The sequence below is a fragment of the Pseudobutyrivibrio xylanivorans genome, assembly GCF_008935055.1.
Classification (GTDB): Bacteria; Bacillota; Clostridia; order Lachnospirales; family Lachnospiraceae; genus Pseudobutyrivibrio; species Pseudobutyrivibrio xylanivorans_A.
The window spans coordinates 2,974,263-2,995,612 of record NZ_CP043028.1 but is presented as its reverse complement, the minus strand read 5'-3'; the positions used below and the strand labels follow the sequence as shown (position 1 = coordinate 2,995,612).

Annotated in this window: 4 protein-coding genes; all 4 read left to right on the top strand. The window is 41.3% G+C overall.

What is annotated here, in order from left to right; all coding sequences use genetic code 11:
* The first annotated feature begins 2 nt into the window (after positions 1-2).
* The gene (gene alaS, locus FXF36_RS13505; RefSeq protein WP_151624939.1) at positions 3-2,657 is read left to right on the top strand and encodes an alanine--tRNA ligase; all 2,655 of its coding nucleotides are present in this window, start codon (positions 3-5) and stop codon (positions 2,655-2,657) included.
* 227 nt (positions 2,658-2,884) lie between these two features.
* Complete coding sequence (locus tag FXF36_RS13500) at positions 2,885-3,676, top strand: tetratricopeptide repeat protein (protein ID WP_151624937.1); 792 nt, start codon at positions 2,885-2,887, stop codon at positions 3,674-3,676.
* A 60-nt stretch (positions 3,677-3,736) separates the two neighbouring features.
* On the top strand, positions 3,737-5,866 hold the full coding sequence (locus FXF36_RS13495) for a M4 family metallopeptidase (protein ID WP_167511390.1): 2,130 nt from the start codon (positions 3,737-3,739) through the stop codon (positions 5,864-5,866).
* Positions 5,867-5,941: 75 nt separating this feature from the next.
* Entirely contained in the window at positions 5,942-21,142 is a 15,201-nt protein-coding gene (locus FXF36_RS13490) for a beta strand repeat-containing protein (RefSeq protein ID WP_151624933.1), read from the top strand.
* The last annotated feature ends 208 nt before the right edge of the window (positions 21,143-21,350 follow it).

Genomic DNA, 21,350 nt, shown 5'->3' with positions numbered 1-21,350 from the left:
TTTTGAATAACGGTGTTAATGATTTACGACGCGCCTACTTGGAATTCTTTGAGAGCAAGGATCACCTTTGCCTCAACAGTTTTTCTCTTGTACCACACAATGACAACTCTTTGTTGCTCATAAATGCTGGTATGGCACCACTTAAGCCATACTTCACAGGTCAGGAGATTCCACCTCGTAGACGCGTCACCACATGTCAAAAATGTGTTAGAACAGGAGACATTGATAATGTAGGTAAGACGGCTCGCCATCTTACTTTTTTTGAGATGTTGGGTAACTTCTCATTCGGCGATTACTTCAAGCACGAGGCTATCGCTTGGTCTTGGGAGTTCCTTACAGAGGTTTTGAAGCTTGATCCAAATCGTCTCTATCCATCTATCTACGGCGAGGATGAGGAAGCATTCGAAATCTGGACTAAGGAAGTAGGTGTTGCTCCAGAGCGCATCACACGTTTCTATCGTGACCCTGAGACAGGAGAGTGCGATAACTTCTGGGAGCACGGTGCTGGTCCATGTGGTCCTTGCTCAGAGATTTATTATGATCGCGGCGAGAAATACGGATGTGGCAGACCTGATTGTAAGGTTGGTTGTGATTGCGACCGCTTCATGGAGGTTTGGAACAACGTATTTACTCAGTTTAATGGTGATGGCCACGGCGGTTATGAGGAGCTTGCTCAGAAGAATATTGATACAGGTATGGGACTTGAGCGTCTTGCAGTAGTTATGCAGGATGTTGATTCTGTTTTCGACATTGATACAATGAAGGCTATTCGTGACAAGATTTGCGAGATGTCAGGCAAGAAGTATCAGGTTGATGCTCTTGATGATGTTTCAATTCGTCTTATCACTGACCATATTCGTTCATCTACATTCCTTGTATCTGATGGTGTTACACCTTCAAACGAGGGACGTGGTTATGTTCTTCGTCGTCTTATCCGTCGCGCTGCAAAGCATGGTCGTGCACTTGGAATCCAGGGCACATTCATGGCTAAGCTTTCTGAGACAGTTATTAACGAGTGTAAGGACGGTTATCCAGAGCTTTGGGAGAAGCGTGAGTTCATCTTCAAGACTCTCACAGCTGAGGAAGAGCAGTTCAACAAGACTATCGACAAGGGTCTTGAGATTCTTGCAGGCATGGAAGAGAAGCTTGTTGCTTCTGGTGCTAAGGAGCTTTCAGGCGAGGATACCTTCAAGCTTTACGATACTTACGGATTCCCTGTAGATCTTACAGCAGAAATCCTTGAAGAGAAGGGCTTTGGTTACGACGCAAAGGGCTTCGAGGCTTGCATGGAGGAGCAGAGACAGAAGGCTCGTGCTGCTCGTAAAGAGACAAACTACATGGGTGCTGATGCATCTGTTTATGATAATATCGATCTTACTGTTACATCTGAGTTTGTTGGTTATGACAAGACTACATCTGAGTCTACAGTCACAGTTCTCACAACAGAGACAGATATTGTTGACACACTTGCTGAGGGCATGATTGGCACAATCATCGTTCCAGAGACACCATTCTATGCTACAATGGGTGGTCAGATTGGTGATACAGGTGTTATCACAACTGCAAACGGAGAGTTTGAGGTTAAGGATACTATCAAGCTTAAGGGTGGCAAGATTGGTCACGTGGGCGAGATGAAGTCTGGAATGATTAAGGTAGGCGAGAAGGTTACTCTTACAGTTGATGCTGCAAGACGTGCTCGCATTTGCAAGAATCACTCAGCTACTCACCTTATGCAGAAGGCACTTCGTGAGGTTCTTGGAACACACGTAGAGCAGAAGGGTTCATATCAGGATGCTGATAGAACACGTTTCGATTTCTCTCACTTCTCAGCTATGACTGATGAAGAGATTGCAAAGGTAGAAAAGCTTGTTAATGAAAAGATTGCTGAAGGACTTTCAGTTGAAACAGCAATCATGTCTATCGATGAGGCAAAGAAGAGTGGTGCTATGGCACTCTTCGGTGAGAAGTATGGCGACACAGTTCGTGTTGTAAAGATGGGCGATTTCTCAGTAGAGCTTTGTGGTGGTACACACGTTGCAAACACATCTGAGATTTCTGCATTCAAGATTCTTTCAGAGTCTGGTGTTGCTGCTGGCACACGTCGTATCGAAGCTATAACAGGACAGGCTGTATTTGAATATTATGCTGATGTTGAAGCAAAGCTCAACCATGCAGCTGCTGCACTTAAGTGTAAGCCAGCAGAGGTTGAGGACAAGATTGCTCACCTTCAGAAGCAGCTTAAGGAAGCAAACTCAGAGCTTGAGTCTATGAAGGCAAAGGCTGCACAGGCTGCTGTTGGCGATGTTATGGATTCAGTAGTAGAGGTTAAGGGCGTTAAGCTCCTTGCTACATCAGTTGCTGGTGTAGATATGAATGGACTTCGCGATCTTGGCGATGACCTCAAGAATAAGCTTGGAGAGGGCGTTGTTGTTCTTGCATCTGACTGCGATGGCAAGGTAAACCTTGTAGTTATGGCTACAGATGCTGCACAGGCAGCTGGCGCTCACGCTGGAAACCTTATCAAGGCTATTGCGCCAAAGGTTGGCGGTGGCGGCGGCGGTCGTCCAAACATGGCTCAGGCAGGCGGCAAGAATCCAGCAGGCATCCCAGATGCACTTGCTGAGGCAAAGGCACAGCTTGAGGGCATGATTAAGTAAATAATTTGAATGTCATTAGGGCTCCCAGTTTTGGGAGCTCTTTTTTTGTCTGTGATATTTTTGTGATTTTTATCATGTTAAAGTCAAGAAAAATAATTAGTGAATACTCTAAACAATCTGTGAAAAGTCTGACAACTAGTTTCTGAGGTAGTAAAATAGTAGAACACCCTATAGTATAAAAGTGTGCCTATTTTTAAATTTATATACAAATATAATGGAGAAAACACATGGAAAATACGAAATGGTATCACAAAACATGGATTAGAGTTTTAGCAGGGCTGTTGGTTGTTTTACTTGTATTTACTACTGTAGGCTATAACATCCTGAGACTTCGCGCAGAGTCATTCTTTGAGGATTTGGCTGGGGATGATAATTATCTGAAGGAGAAGAGCAAGAGCTATACCGATTCATTTGATCCAGAGAATATTATCTTTAACATGACTCTCTATAGCGATTTAAAAAAGCTCTTGGAAGCTGGAGAGTATGAAGAAGCCATTGATAAGACAAATTCTCTTATAGAATCTGAGACAGATGAAGACCGTAAGGCGCAACTTTATCAGCTTTTGTGCGAGCTTTATTACAACAACGGAGATTATGAGGAGGCAGCAAAAGAGGCTGATAATTGTGTAAAGGACTTGATGCTTGATCTTGATGATAATGCTCTTTTATTCTGTTATATTGCCGCTATTTCATATATGCATATTGAGAATTATGAAAAGAGCATTAAATACATAGATACCATTTTGGCCGTGGGGGAAGACCCAGATCTCTATTATTATCGTGGAATCAATAATATGGCAGCCGAGAATTATAAAGATGCTACCACGGATTTTGAAAAGGCCATGGATTTAGGCAAAACAGATACGGATGTTTACTATGATATAGGCATTTGTCAGATATCCGATGGAGAGGTAGAAAAAGGTATCGAAAATCTTAGATATGTAATTGATCAAAACGACAAACCAGAGCTCACAACTGCTGCAAGTAACATTATTTCTGTTTTATCTCAGGGGAATTAATTAATGGTTAAACGAAGGGTTAAAACAATTATTTTTATATTGTTTGTTGGGGGACTTCTTTTGGCTAATTTTTTGCTTAAGGAGTTTACTACGGAGACCCTTAAAGAATTTTCGGAAAATGGTATTTCTGATGAGAACGATGAAGAGTATTCTCAGATTGAAGCTAACATAAATCTTAATGTGACGAACGTCTTTGACAATCCTGAGGCTCAGGCGGTTTTTGATGAGCTTGAGAGGCTCAACGGCGATGATTATGAAATCATCACAAATGAAAAAGGCTATATCACATTCTTGAAAGGAACTATTTGTGATAAGCCTTTTGACAACGAGGAATATGCTGCGGAAATCCTGAAAAAGGTTATGCCGGTACTGTCGGCAAATACTGATACAAAGCTTGAACTGGCTTATATGCTCTACGATGATTTGGGAAATCAATTTGTCACCTATACAGAGAGTGTAAACGGTGAGACCGTTGTTACCAATGTGGTCAAATTCATACTTGACGAAAATGGCTATATGAAGGGGCTTTGTTCTTCTATTGTTCCATATTATCAGGAGGAAGGGGAAACGATTGAATCAAAGAAGGCCATAGATATTGTAGAGAAGTACCTGGCTAAGAATTATTCTGAAGGAAAGTTCACCATTATGACTGTGGATCCAAAGAAGGACTACAGATATTTGGTTGATCCTATAAGTCTTCAGGAATACAGTGCCAATGTATATATAGTTCTTTCAGATAATCCTGATTCGGACATTGATGGAATAGAGTCACCTTTCATCGAGCATTATGTTTCAGAACAGGGAAAATATTTGGGAGCAGCTCCATCCTTTGCAATGCTTGAAAATGATGAGGAACGTAATTTTGAATCCTATGAACAGTGGTTTGAGAATGATGAAGCCGAAGAATACACAGTAAGCTACGAAGCATTAGATGGGGAAAATCATACAATCACAGTTCCAGTTGTCTATGATGGGGAAAGATATTATCTGGAGGATCCGGAAAGGAAAATTCTCTGTGCCGAGTATTACGATTTTGCATACGCCAATAGTTTGAATGAGATTTCCTCAGAGAATAATGAGGATTGGGATCTGAAAAGCATAATAGCCTATCACAATTATATTGTAAGCTATGATTTTTATGCGGAGACTGGCTGGATCGGCCCAGATGGACTTGGAAGCCCGATGCTTCTTTTGATGAACTACGAGGATTACAATCACAATCCGGTAGATAATCTGTGTTATCTGGGAAATATTGAAGATGTTAATATTTTTACCGCTACGTCAGAGGCTAATGATTATTACGAGGCTTTGGATGTAATTGGTCATGAATACACTCATGCAGTTACAAGTGCCATTCTTGCAAATGTCAGATACGCAAACGAGCCAGGGGCAATAAACGAGGCCTTGAGCGATATCATGGGTGAGTGCATAGAGCTAAAGCATTATGAGGACGAGGGCGATTATATTGACCCTGAAGTTGCTTTTTGTGTGGCAGATAAAACGGGGACTGTTCTAAGAGATTTGGTTGCACCTGATTTATATGGACAGCCAGAGTTTTCTGGTGGAGAGTTCTATGTTCCGCAAGCGGCATTACCATCAAGCTTAAATGATTATGGTGGAGTGCATATTAATTCAAGCCTGATAAGCATGCAACTGCCTTATATGTATTACGAAACTGATTTGGAGTTTGATGATATACGTAGAATTTGGGGAACGGTAATGTGTATGCTGGTTCCAAAGAGCGGATATCAGGAACTGCGGGAGATTCTTCCAATGGCATGTGAAATGTCAGGGTACAAAGAAGCAATTCCAGCAGTTGAGAAATGCTTGGAATACACTGATATGAGTGTAGAAGATGTTTATGATTATGTGGATGCTGGTACCAGTCAAATTAATTTCAGCCTGCCACCATGGGTAGACTGGAACAGGGTTAGAATGGAGGTTACGGACTCAAAGGGCAAGCTTCGAGTAAGTTGGCCAAAGAAGGGAAGTAACAAGATGGCTGTGACCGTCACCCCAGGCAGGTACAATATTACTCTCATCCAATATGATAAAGGCGGTAATCTGGTGGGAGCGTGGAAGTACACGGAGGCTGGCTGGATTACGGGAGATGAAGTAGGAGAAGATAATATCGAAATTCCGAAGGGAAAGTACCAACTTAAGGATATATCATATAAGGCTTCCCCTTGAGGGGAAGCTGTCACCGCAGGTGACTGATGAGGTGTTCTTGAAATAGCAAAATGTATGTATTGTGAGGGCTTTGCTATGAAAAAAGGAATTAGAATCTTAGCAACTACAGTGTTTGCATTAATGCTTAGCGTAAGCATTAGTGCTATGACCGTCTATGCAGAGGGGGACGAACAGGACACAACTCCTGCAGTAACACCTTCTGAGGATGTCACCAAAGAGGAGTCTTCAGTGGAGGCACCTACGGAGGAAGAAACCAAGGCTGAGGAGCCAAAAGAGGCTGCCGAGGTTGAGGAAGAGACCGTAGACTCCGTGGTGAAGAATGCCATCCAGGCTCAGGTTGAGGAAGCAATTAAGGCTATGACTGAGGCAGGAGACTGCATTGTTACGGTTGATGATGGCAGCTACGATGGAAATCTTACCTTAAAGAAGAATCTCTTTGACACGGATAAGCTGACAGGAAAGCTTTATATCCTGGCAGATGGCTCTTACGAGAAGAAGGATGATAAGCCAGATACTGCAACCATCTCAGCAGGTGGTGCAGGTGGAGTCAATGTTAATGGTGATATCTACATCGAAGGCATTGGCGTTATCCTTGGTGGTATCTATTATTCCATGGGAAACAAAATCACTGTAGTGGATTCTACTACTGAAATCTATGGCACGACCCTTGATGACAATATCACTGTGGATGTTGGAAAGGATGGCAATGTGACGGTGAAGACCGGAGATGGCGCGGACACCATTACAGTGCTTAGTACCACGGAGATACCGAAGCCAGCTGATACATCATCATCAACTCCAGAGCCAGTGATTACAGCCACAGGTTCTAGAGAGATTACTCTTGATGGTGGAGATGGTGCGGACGTGTACGAAATTGACACATCTGTTGGTGGTGATTTAAAGCAAAAGTCCGATACTGACACAACTACAGAAGCTGAAACAAAGATTACCATAAATGGAGATGAAGAAGATGTTCTTCATCTCACAGGTTCTCTGAAGGCAGATTCTGTTCAGAATACATATTATGGTAAGGATGATAGTCCTACAGCAGGAACTACCTATGTAAAGGATACAACAGAGGAGGGTCAGGCTGCCTCACAGGAGATAAGCCTGGTTGTTGAAAAAAATGGTAGAGAATTAAAGACCATAATCAATTCCAAAGCAGTAGGAAATTATACAGATGAGTTGAGTGGCAAGAAGACTGAAGCCTATACACCTGGAACAACCATTGTCACAGGTGTAGCTTTTACTGATTATGTCTATGAGTCTGAAAATGTGGTGGACCTCACAGTGAATCCAGGAGATTTGGCTGCACAGCTTGCTAAATCATTTACTCAGCTTAAAATTGGAAAGGCCGATGAGAAGGTTACTATTGGTAATGTCACAACAAATGGCATGAACCTTTTGATAGTAGGTAAAGAAATTGATGTTACAGGTACTATCAATACTGGTTCGGGTGATATTGTGATACGCGCCAATGACAATGATGATTTCCTAAACATCAATGCTGATACAATATCTAAACTGGTACCTAAGCCATTGCAGGAATATGCTAAGGCTGGAGCAGAAAAGGTTATAAACAATGCCAATGTTTCAGTGTTCAGTATCAAGTCAAAAGCAGCCATTAATATAGATGGTCAGATAAATGCCAAGAACGTTGATGCTAAGGCGCAGAGTAAACAGAGTAAAACTCTTATAGCATTTGATAATCTTGAAAATATCTCAGGTCTTAGTGAAGATGCAAAGAAGACACTCAAAGAATTGAAGGGTATCGACTTCGTAGCAGTAAAGATTGGTGAAGCCCTGGTAAGTATTAAGGGCGCAATCACCGCTGCAGGAAATATTATCGGCAGAGCAATTTCTTCAATTGCTACAAAGGCAAGCAATGATGCCCTTGCAAAGTGGTACATTCCAATCGCAGCAGGCATTCTTCTTGGCGAGGCTGGAATTTATGTTACCCAGAGTGCCAACATGAGTGCGGCAAAGGCAATCAAGCTCCTTTCAGACAGCACAGTGAAACTGGATGTGGCTGCTACAGTAGGTGCACTTCCAGTATCAATAGCAGTGGCTGCCATTACCAACGACTCTAATGTAGAGATTGATGGTAATGTGACTGCTGCCCAGAATATAACAACAGAAGCTGCTGGCTCGGTAAAGGTACAGACTGTTTCTCATGCAAAGAATAAAGAAAAGAAGGATGAGAAGGGTGATAAAGATGGTGCCAAGACCGATGACGGCGATGGGGCGGACGCGGCGAAGACAAATAAGAACAATACAAAGGAAAATTCGTCAACAGATACAGATAAAGATAAATCGAAAAACCTCTATGGTGGTTTCGTGGCTGTTACTGTAGCAATCCAGAAGGTAGCAGCAAAGATTGCAGAGCATGCCATCGTTGAATCAACTGAAGGTTCTGTAAATGTGAAGGCATCTGCACTTGAGAGTGTTATCACTTCTGCAATTTCCTATGTGCCAGAGACTGCAAAGAAGAGCGATGGAACTTCTGATTCAAATAATGGCGATAAAGCAGCTGATAGTGAAACTAAGTCAGATAAGGAAGGGGACAGCTCTGACAAGCGCACAGTTGAAAATACAAAGAAGACTTCTTCTGATCTTGTTGATGCGGCATCAAGTGATAATGTCACAAACATAAAGGGTGATAAGCCTGATGCAGATGACAAGAAAAAGATAGATGAGCTTAAGAAAGAAATAACAGGTGATGAGGAATCATCAGATGACGCTGACCCAGCTCCTCCAGTTGGCTCAGAGGAAAAGAAGGACGGCATCGATAAGGTATTTGACGATGCAACAAGCTCAGCAGATACCAAGAAGGATGAGTCTTCAACCAGCACAGATAAGAAGAGTTCAAACCAGATTGCAGGAGCACTTGCTGTTAATGTAATCACTAATAAAGCAGAAGCTTACATTGAAACAAATAACACTGTAAAGGCAGCTGAAGATGTAAGCCTTACTTCTGATGCATTTACATATTCAAAGGTAGTAGCAAATGCATCACAGGTAACGGGAGCAACTGGTGACACTGAGTCCAAGGTGGCAATCGGTGCAGCAATAGCTCTTAATATTGTAAACCACAAGAACATTGCAGAGATTAAGAAGGGCACAGTAGAGGCTAAGAATGTAACTGTACTTGCAAACTCTGGCTCTGATGAAATGCCTGTAACAGTTAGAACAGAAGCTGTAGCAGGTTACACTGGCAAGGCAAAATTTGGTATAGCTGGTGCAGTGGCAGCTGATGTTGCATCTATTACAACAAAGGCTCTTGTAAACGAAGCGGCAGTACTTAAGGTTGGAGCAAACGGCCTTACAGTAGAAGCTGAATCATATGAAGATATTAAGACAATAGCAACTACCAATGAAAAGGTAGCAGGCGACAGTACAAAGGTTGGTGTAGGTACAGCAATCTCAGTTGGAGTAAATGGTATCGACACTATTTCAAAGGTTGGCTCTGAAACAGCAAAGACTATCGTAAATGCGGATATCGCTTCAATGTCAATTAAGGCAGCTAACAACCTTGTTGAGGAAATTACTGCAACAACAGGTAGCGCAGGTAACGTTGGCGTTTCACCTGCAGTTATTGTAGATATATCTGGCGCAAATGCAGAATCCTACGCATACTTTATGCCTGCAACAGGCACTATCGATATGTCAGGCGACTTTGAGCTTAATGCAAAGAACACAGCAAAGCGTACTGTTTCAGCAGATGCTACAACTTCAGCTTCTACAGGTGTCAGCGGAACACTTCTTGTAACAGTGATTAACGACTCTGCAAATGCCAAAGGCAAGAGTGATATCAAGGCCAATAATATAAAGGTTAACGCTACCTCTAAGAGCATACTTGCAAAGGCAAGAGCACGTGCTAGTGCAGCGGGAGCAGAAAAGAAGTCTGAAGGCAGCGGTGACGATAAGAACGACAGTGACGGGGATGGTGACAAGCAGGCCGATGAGGCGATTGATGGTGCCAAGAATCTGTCAAAGAAGGTAGACACCAAGAATATTAATACAGACAAGATTACTGAGCTTACAAAAGATCGTCAGAAGGGTCAGACCTCTGAAGGTTCAATTAGTGTGGCCGCAGCTTTCGTAGTTAATATAATGAGCAATGAGAGCGTAGCACTTTTCGAAGCTCAGGCAATCAATGCTCCAGATATGGCTATAGAGGTTAAATCTGTAAACAACACCTCTACGTACGTATTTGCTGATGCTTCCGCAGTTGGAAGCAAGGGTGTTGAGAAGGACAAATTAGGTGTTGGTGCTGCAGTTGCAATTAACGTTGTAAATATTAAGAATAACGCTTCTGTTATTACTAGCGGAGATTTAAATGTAAAGGCTATAACTGTAAAGGCAACAGGAACTCAGACTGCAACAAAGGACGAAGAAACAGAGACAGAAACAACAAAGGATGATCCTAACCCACTTAAGACCTACGCTGTATCAGGCGCAGGAAGTGCAAAGATTGGTGTGGCAGGCAGCGTTGCTATAGCAGTTATTAATGGAAATGTAAACGCATACATTCTCTGCAAGGATAGTGCAGGCAGTTACAAGATTATCAATACTACAGATGAGGATAAGAACGGCAATATTGAAGTCACAGCCTTTATCTATAACGATGAGGAGACAATCGCTTCAGCATCTATGATTAACGGAAAGCCTGACAAGAATGACAAGGAAAAGGTCGACAAGGAAGGCAAGGGTGAAGAGAAGGAAGCTACTAAGGATGCCAAGAAGGAAGATGATGGTGATGGAGACAAGAAAACCGACAAGGGCTCAACTATTGTCAAAGTAGATGGTGATAAGAATACTGAAAATGCAGGTGCTACAGATCCTAGCAGCGAAGATAATGCAGCACCACCAGCAGGTACAGATACAAATGGAAATCCAAATAACCCTAACGTAGATCAGAATCAGCCTACAGATAAGAAGGCATCATCTACTTCAGTAGGTGTAGGTGCAGCCTTTGCATTGAACTACAGCAGCATTATCACTAATGCTTATATTGACGTGGCAAGAATTATCGCAGATGGTGCTGTAAAGGTAGATGCAAAGGAGCAGATTGACAGATTCACATTCTCTGTAGCTGGAACAGATCCAATAGCAAAGGGCGCTGGCTCAGACTACAAGACAGGAGTTGATGCTTCTGTAGCACTCCTTATAGAGAAGGATAAGGTAAATGCTTACATCGATAAGAACACAATCATCAACTCTAAGGGTGTAAGTATTAATGCGACCCATCAGGGTAAAGCAAGAAATCAGGCAAGTGGTTTTGCAGTAGGAAACCAGTCTGCGATTGGTGCTGCAGTAGCCTTCATATGGTCTGATTCAAATGCAGCAGCTGATTTCAAGGGCGAAATCAATTCTGATGGTGATGTTACTATCTCAGCAGAGACAACAGATATTGACCGAAGCTTATCCCTTGCAACAGCTATGGGTACCTCCGAGAACAAGGCTAAAAAGGATAGTGGAAATCAACCGGGTGGTTCTGACGGAAAGGCAAATGATAAGAACAAGACAGCTTCAAAGATTAATGAAGCATTAAATAGCACTAAGTCTGAAAACGCTACAGAAGATGCTTCTAATAAAAAGGCTCTTTCAACAAATATCCTTAATACACAGGATATTAAGACAGAGTCTACAAAGACTACAGATACTGCTTCAGAAACAGGAAAGGCTGTATCAGAGGCAGAAAAGACTGTTAATGACGAGGCAACAAATAAGCCAAAGAATGAGGAAATAAAGACCGATGAGAAGGGTACAGAGTCAAAGAAGGTTGACGTTGCTGCAGCAATCGGTATTCTTATTGCAGACCATTCAGCTGAAACAACTGTAGTTGGAACTATTACTACTAAAGGCAAGAATGTAAAGCTTACTGCGAAGAATGATGCTACATTCTCAGCTCTTGGAACAGGCTTCACAATGAATCAGATGCCTACAGCTGCTGTAGCAATTGGTGCAGCTTTTGCAATGAATAAGGGGCAGGCAAAGGTAGTTGTAGCCGATGGTTCTTATATCAATACTGTAGATGAATTGCTTGGCAGAGGAAATATTACAATCCAGGCAGACATTCTTCAGAATGCTAATAATGTCTACATGGGCGCACAGGCGGTAGCAGGCTCAATTGCAAAGAAGCAGAAGGATAATAATTCATCTACTAAGGTTTCAGCAGCAGGTGCTGTTGCAATTCTGGTTACAAATGCAGAGGCAATAGCGCAGGTTGGAAACAATGTTAAAATTTATGGCGGTGACGTTGATGTTCTTGCAACAGACGATTATAAGCTTTATGTGAGAGCAGGAAGTATCAGCTATGCTAAGAATGCAAACGTAGGTCTTGGTATAGCATTTGGTATGCTCTATGCCAACGATGTGCTTTCAGCAACAATAGGTGACAATGCGATTATCGAAGCAAAGTCGCTTACAGTAATTGCAACAAAGAAGCATGAGCGGCTTATTGATGGAATCTTTGGTTATATCATGGATGGCGTGGCTGTCTATGAAGGCTTGTCTTCAAACAAGACTGTATCGACCTCAGGTGAAGGTACATCTAGCGAGGTTAAGCTGGATGAAGCTGGTATAAAGAGCATTTATACAGGACAGGAAGCTCTTAACATTATCAATATCTTCATTAATGACAACTATCATGTTGAGTCCTTCAGTGGTTCCGTTGCAACTGGCGAAGGAAAGTTTAATGGAGCAGGTGCAGTATCCTTTGTACTCCTTAATACTGATATTAAGGCAGAGGTAGGAAAGAATGCTCACATTGACCTGGTTGAGGTTGGAGAAGATACCACTATTAAATGGTCTGAGTATGGTATTGACAAACCTGATGAGGTTATGAAGAACAAGCGAGGTGTCACAATCTATGCTCAGGATAAGGCTGACACAGGTCTTTATACTATAGGTATTGCAGCAGGCAACGCAACGAATACTGGCGGTGCATCTATAGTAGTTATGATTGACCATAGTAAGGTTCATTCAGAGCTTCTAAGTGGTGCAGTCATCACTATGACAGATAACGGTGGTGGAGTTGCAGTAAATGCTGACTCAGCTCAGAACAATCTCATCGTATCTGTTGCAGCAGCAGTTACAAGCAACGCAAATAGTTCTACAGCTGCTGGTGGAAACGTAAATGTATTTGTAACAGATCATGAGACTATCGCAAAGATTCATGAGAATGTAAATATAACGGCCGATAGTGATATAGACGTTAAGGCAAATTTCGATAATAATACAATACTTGTTGCAGCAGGCATCCAGGGCGGAATGTCTAAAGGCACTGTAGCAGGTGGAACAATAGTTGTAGGCATTTACAATGCAGATACTGAGGCTTTAGTTGGTAGCGATGCAGGAACGGGCGCTGTTAATCTAACCTCTAGAAATGGCAATGTAAATGTAAATGCAGCATCAGTAGAAAAAGCAATAAGTGTACTTGCAAGTGCTTCTGCAGCAGTTGGTGGAAAGGCTACTGTAGCAGCTGTAATTAGTGTACTCATTTCTAGGGCAAAGGCTTTGGCAAAGGTAATGAGTAAGGCAACAATTACAGCAACAAAGGGCGACATAAATGTTATTGCTTCTTCTGATAGTGATCTTACTTCTATTGATGCTCAGGCTTCACTTTCTACAAAGGGTGTAGCTGTGGGTGGACTTGTAGCGGTAAATGTATTTAGAAGAACAGTTGAAGCATATGTAGCTAAGGGAAGCAATCTTACAGCAGGCGGAAACACTCTGATTAACGCTTATGCAAATGATACGATGCTTGATATATTTGCTGAAGCGGCAGTGGCAGCAACAGGCTCGACTGCCATTGAGGGGGTAATAGTAGTTTCAGTTGAGGGAAATACTATTAAGGCACTTCTTGATAGCGCATCAGGTTCTGCTTCAAGTATTAATGCAGATGGTTCCGTAGGAATCAATGCATACCTGAATTCAGATGTAATGATGATAGCTGGTGGATTAATTGGCTCTAAGAGTGCCGCAATTGGTGGAATTATTACTACAGTAATTCTCGACAATGCTATAGATGCAGAGGCTGGTCCTTATGCAAATATCTTTAGTGGTGGAATGAAGGCTGTTGTTATTCCATCAACAAATGGAACATTCAATTCTGCAAATAATAGAAAAGAAAGAAGAGCTAGAGGAATAGCTATAGAGGCAGGTGAGGATTCTACATTTAATCTCATCTCAGTAAGTGGCGGAGCATCTGGAAAAGTAGCAATCAATGGTGTTATCAATACTGTAGTATCTTCAAGCAAGGTACACGCTACAGCAAGAGGTCAAAATACCTTAAAGACAAAGGTTAAGGATGCTTCAACGGCGCAGGATGCCGAGGTTCCCCTTGCCATCGAAGTAATAGCAGATAGTAAGAACAATGTAATTGATGCAGCAGGTAGCTTATCAATAAGTGGTAAGGCTGGTTTTGGTGCATCAGTAGTAGCATTTGTTTATACATCAGAAGTAATCGCAGGAATAAATAATGTAACGAGTATTGAGGTGACAGATGGTTCACTTAAGGTTGATGCAAACAAGGAAGATAAGCTTTATCTTGTAGCAGTAAGTCTCAGTGGCGCTGGAACAGCAGCGATTAGTGTGGCACCAAATGTACTTGTATATAACAACAAGGTACAGGCATACATAGCAGGATCAAGAAAGACTGTTTCAGCAAACAAGGGTATTACAATTACATCTAATGCAAAGACTGATGTTGGCATGATTGCAGCAGTTGTTTCAGCAAGTGGAACAGCAGCAGTTTCTCTTGAAGGAAATGTAATTTACTTCAACAACACAAGTGATGCTGTTATCGGTGGTGGACTGACAGTTAAAGCTTCAAATGGTGATATTACTATTTCATCTAACACTACCGAGAACCTAAATGGCGGTTCAGCAGGTATTGCGGCAAGTGGAACGGCGGGCGTTGGTGGTTCAGCAGATGTAGTAATCACAAATATTAAATCTAATGCAGCTACTGGTAAAGATGTAATACTTACAGCTGGTGGAAATATTAATGTAAATGCTATAGACAACTATGGCTTTGTTGGTCTGGCTGGAACAGTAGCAGCAAGTGGAACAGCAGGAGTTGGTGCAAGCGTAATCGTAGCAGTTTCGCACAATACAATTAAGGCAGCAATTGGAGAGAATAATTCTGTAAGCGGCAAGAGCATTAATGTGGATGCCAAGTCTTATAGAAATATTATGACCTTTGCGGCTACAGTTGGCGTAGGCGGAACAGCTGGTATCGCTCCTTCAGTTATCGTAATAGTAGCAGGTACTGGAATCGATAAGGATTCATATGATGCATTCTATAATCAGGGCAAGATTCACCCAACAGAGAATGTGGATGCAGCCTTTAGTGTAATCGATAAGCGCGCAGGTCAGAAGTACAACAAGAATAATCTTAATGCAGAGCTTAATACATCCCTTAATCCTTCACGTGAATCAGCTAAGACCGTAGCTGACAAGGGTGGGGACTACGCAAATTATGGAAATGGAAGCACTAAGCTTTCAAGTAATGTAGACAGTACTGTAGTTAATAGCTCAGATAAGATTTCTGGCAAGATTACTGATACAACAGACATAACTTTGGCACACGTTGGTGCAAGTACAGTACTTAACGCCACATATGATATTAACGTAAAGGCTAGTGAAAACGTCAGTGCACTTGTAGTAGCTGGTGGCGTAGCTGTAGGTGGTACTGCAGGCATTGGTGTAGGAGTAGCAGTTGTTATTGTTACATCTAATGTCAGCGCACTTGTAGATTCAAATGTAGTTCTTCAGGCAGGAAGAAATGTAACTATAGACGCTAAGCTCACACATGAAAAGGGTAAATTTGATGTATCTAAGCTTGCCTGGGAGAACAACGGAAAGAAGTCTAATGCAACTGATTCAATCACAAAGGCACAGAACAATGAGAAGCAGAGAAAGAGCATAACAAATCTTTCTGACTACGGAATTCTTATCATTGGTGCATCTGGTGCTGGTGGTTATGTAGGTGTTGGCGCGACAGTTGCCTACTACAATAATTCAGCAGATGTTAGAGCTGTTTCTAAGGGATTTGGTTATAGTGGTACACGAAGCAATAGTTACTCGATTAGTGCAACATCAGATTTTGGCAATATTGGTGTATTTACTGTATCCCTTGGTGGAGGATTTGTCGGCGTGGCAGCAAGTATTGCACTTGCCACAAACGAAGCAACTGTAATAGCAGCTCTTGATCCTGAAAATGACAATAGTTCAACAAAGGTTTACAAGGCTACAGATATTAATGTATCAGCCAATAATAAAGCTAACCTAATAGTGATTAATGGTGCAATAGCAGGAGGATTTGTAGGTGCTGCACCTTCAGTTGTAGTAGCTAATAGCAGACTTAACTCCGAGGCATATATAGGTGGAAATGCCAAGATTAATGCAACAACAGTAAATGTTAAGTCTGATATTAACGGAAGTATTGAAGCATACTTTGCAAATCTTGCAGTTGGTGTAGCAGGTGTTGGCGTTGCAGTTGTAGTAGCCAACAATAAGGCATCAAATACTGCTAGAATTGGCAAAGCAAATTCTTATAATTCTAAAGCATACGTTGAAGCAAAGAATATCAATATTACTGGTAATGTGGTTGCAGAAATTAAAACATATGGTGCAGCAGTCTCAGGTGGAGTTGTTGGCGCAAATGGTATAGTTGTTATTGCAGTTCAAAATGCAACCAATAATGTAGGCTTGAACTACATTAATACAACAGCAACTGGAACAATTACTATTAAAGCTGGAATGCAAGGTAGTCCAAATATTAATGTGGCTTCTGGAGCAGGAGGTGTAGTTGCAGCAGGTGCTGTAGTTGCAGTTGCATATATCAATTCAACAAACAAAGCCTACGCTAACATGGGTAATGCTACCTTAAATACTGGTAACCTTAAGATTGAAGCAGGTGGAATTAGTAGCGGCAGCAACTATGATACAGAAGCGAAAGCAACTGTAGTTACAGGTAAGGCAGGTGCAGTAGCTGCAGCATTTAACTTTATATTTGCAATTAATAATGCGAAGAATACTGCTTGTCTTGATACCAATGGAATAATTGATATTTCGGGAAATATTAACATCCTTTCAAATGGTAAGAATAAAGCAACAGCAAATGTTACAAGTGCGTCAATATCAGGCTTTTCTGCAAATGTAAGCTATGTAGATGCTAATTCGAAGGGCCAGTATCAGGCATACTTTAACAACAATGCTTCAAGCAGCAATATTAATGCAAAGAGTATTAATATTCTCAATAACTTTACATCAGAGGCGGAAGCCAAGCTTGACCCTACTACATTTGGTGTAAGTGTTTCTGGTATTGGTATAGACAGCAATTATACAAATGCCACGGCTTCTGTAACAGGTAAGGCTTATGCAAATGGTGCTCTTGGCAATTGCTCAGGTGACATTAATATCAAGAGTATTGGAAGCTCGGTACAGGCTAATGCATATATTAAAGGTGCAAGAGTAACTGTATCTGGTGTAAAGGTAGCAGCTAATAAATCTACTTCAAAGGTAGCTGTAAACAATCAGGCGTACCTTGACGGTAAGGGTAAAACAATTACTGCAAAGAATGTGTCAGTAATTGCAAAGCTTAAAAATGTTAAATCTATTGCTAAGGGCGGTGCAAGCGAAGCAGGTGTAAGTGTAACGCTTATTGGCGGCAATGCAACAACTATTACTGCAACAGCTGACGTAAAGAATAATGCATATATAAACGATGCAAATATTAGTGCAACAGGTACAGTTAGTGTTCGCGGCGATGTGGCAAATATGAATGACACTACTGGAAAGATGGGCTCAAAGGCAGTTCATGTTGAAGCTACAGCGGATGCTCCAAATTACAGTATTGGTGTTGCTACAGCTCAATTTGTAAAGACAAAGACAGATGCAGTAAGTACAGTTACTGCTAAGATTACTGGCTCAAGTAATATAAGTGCAGCTCAGATTGATGTACTTGCAGCTGATGGAACAGAGGTATCCTCAAAGGGTAGTGCTCCAAAGACAAGCATCACTATAGTATCTGGCAATAGCGTATATGTTGTGACAGAGGCAGCCAAGTCGAGAGCAAGAGAAGTAGCCGCTGAGGTAGGTTCAGGAGTAACACTTACGGCAACTGGTCTTCACAGCTCGGCAGAGCTTGAAAAGCTGCATAAAACTAATCCGTTGATAGACAATATCACCGTGGCAGCTGTTTCAGATTTGGATGTTCAGACCCATCTGAACAGTATGTCTAGCTATAGTGGTATTAAGCTTGACTCATACTATTATGGAGTAGATGTTGGAACAACTAAGACTACTGCAACTGTAGCTGGTAAGCTTTCAACATACGGAGATATTGAAATACTTGCAAAGGACAATATCAATTCAAATATTGATACACTTGTCTCACTGAATGCAGGTCTAATCAATGGTGGCACTTCAAAGGTTGAAGGAAAGATTTCTTCACAGAATGCAACTATAAATATTGGTAATGGCAAGAATAGTGATATTAGCGCCCCTTATGGAAATATTAGTGCTCTCGCAACAACGTCAGCGAAGATGACTGATAGTATTCAAACTGCGTCCTATGGACTTGGCAGCAAGGGTAATATTGAAGCTAATAATACCTATAATCGCAATACTACTGTAAATGTTAAAGACGGAACCACAATGCTTGCAGGTGGTGGTATAGCAATCTATGCAGACGCAGAGAATGCAACAATTACCAGCACAGCCAAAGGTAATGCGGCAGGTGTTGTTAATGATGGTACTCCTTCGGCAACAATCACATACACAGAGAACACTAAGGTAAATATTGGAGGTGGATGTGATCTTACAGCACAGCTGGGTGACAATAGAATTGTTGCACAGACAGATAGTAGTCTTACAGCAACCGCCTCATATGGAATTAGTATAGGTGTAATTGGTAGCGTTAACTCAGAGGCTACAGTTAACAGCACGGTTAACGTTCAGGTTAATATTGCAGAGAATAGCAGCAAGCAGACAAATATTTACGGTGCTAATGTAGAAATTGCATCCTATATTAAGAACCAAAATCACGAGGCTAATTCAAAGTCTGAGTGTACAGGTTTTGGTTCTAAGACAACAGCAACAAGTAAGGTAAATTCTAAGAATAACCTTCTTGTAAACATTGGAAATGCTATTATTACAGGTTATGAGACTCTTTATATCTATAGCGTAGCCAAGAAGCTGATGGAAAATTCTGTGTCCTACGGACGTATCGTTGGTGCTACTGGTAAGGTATATGGAAATTCTGAGGTATCTGGTAGCACAAATGGCTCAGTCAATGTTGGTAACAGCAAATACAAAGCTATCCTAAGGGGACCTGATATTATTATCGAGAATATACCTGCAAATGGCATATCAACTTATAATAGCGTCAAACGAGATGCTTCGGCTGTTGGTGACACCATCGTAAATTACGTAACCAAGACAATTCAGAAGGTTGAAGAGGTTGTCGAAAAGGTTTGCGATTGGCTTCCTTGGCCATTTGACTGTATTGTCAGATGGGTAACCAAAAAGGTTACCAAATGGGTTACCGAGATAATTAAAGTAGTAACTTATTCTGATTGTGAGCCAAAGCAGCTTGGTAATTACAGTATTGGTGGTAATGTATATGTAAACCTTGATTTGTATTGTGGTGAGCATGCAGCAGGTATTAATATACTTGTAAACGAGGATAGAAGTTATATTACAACAGGTCTTGCAAATCCATCTAATTATATTAGGGTGGATGATGCAAATAAGGCAATTTACATACATGACATCAGGGAAACCAAAAACAGCACATTCTCAATCAATACACTGGGTAACAATGTATCAGGTAATGTTAAGATTTTTGATACATCCTACATTCCAGCAATGAATATAGACAATTACTCTAATTATAAGCTCTATATTCAGAAGGTATTTTTAACTAGTGATGCTGCAAGATCTATAAATAAGAACATCACAATGAATATACCTAGTAGAATTAATGTAACTACTGGTGGTGTTGGTGAAGGATCTAAGGTTAACATTACTAATTATGGCTCAGGTGATTTAGTATTCTTATGTGGAAGTGGTGATACCGGAAGAAGTCGTTATAATGACTTTGATGCAGGTGCAGGAAAAATCAACATCAAAATGAATGGAGGTAACGTATACACAGATGGCTCAGCTTTCGTAGCAGCAAATGATGTTGCAATTGAAGGGGCAAAGAAGATTGGAAACACTAGTAGCGATGGTACATTTAGTGTACGTCTGGTTGAACTTGCTCCAATCAATAATCAATACATGAAGAGCGATGCAAAGAGTGCAGCCCTTTCACTTAAGGCTACTGATGAAGTGAGGGTAAACATTACTCCAGTAATGCTTGTATTTAGTGACAGGAGTGAGACAAATAGAACTCCTAATTATCTGATTAGAAATTTGGAAGCTAACAATATTATTCTTTTACTGAATAGACAGATGTACACTACAATGTACATGCCAAATAATGGAACCGGAAGAGGAACTACAAGTGTTAGAGAGTACCTGACCTCAGCAATATTCCCTGTTGATTTCTGGCTTGATAGAATTGTTGCAACAAATTCTATGCTTGTAGTAATGAATTCTTATCCATACGGTAATGCAATTTACAGATTAATGGTTGACTACAAAGGATATAATGCAAAGAGCTTAAGACGAATGCATGTTGAAAATGTAAAGTGGATTATGTACAACCAGCCTTCGAATGGCAGCTCATCTGACCCAATTTATCCAGTAATCAGAAAGCAGCTGGAAAAGGAATTGGAGAATGCTAACAAGAAGGACAAGCTTCCAGAGCTTAAGCACCTGTCAAAGGGTATTAAGAACAAACTTTCCAGAACTGGAAGATTAGGAAACGGTAACTTAATTAATTCACTTCTTCACAGATTTAACATTGCAACAGATCTTAATTCGGATGGATTGGATGGAGCCTTTGCACAGCTTTTAGGTGCAGTAGATTTTGCTCGTATCGTTGATATGGGTGCATGGAGCTACATCATCACCTCAAACGATATGTCTGTAAGGGCAATGAAGGCTGTTGTCAATGCAGTAGTAATGAAGAGCAATGGTGGAGGAACTGCAGTTAACAAGACGTTGAATTCGATGCTGAAGAATGCAGCAGTAAAGAACTTCGTAACAAGCAAGTTCAACTTTAACTTCTTATTCCTGCCATTGGCAGCACTGCTGGCGTTGTTCCTTATCTTGACTCGTAGACGTAAAGAACAAGAACCACAGGAAGTAGAATAATTTTATAAACCCGGTATGCCTATGAGATGGTAGGCATCAAGCTCTAGGGGCTCCCAGTGAGACATGTAGTCGAACAGGGAGCCCTTAGGCTTGTAGCCGTAACCATCGGATTTGGGTTGTGACACTTGTGTGATAATCGGCGTGCTATTATTGAGTCAAGAAAAGAGAAAAGAACTTAATTCCAAGGGATTTCGAAAGGATAAAGGTA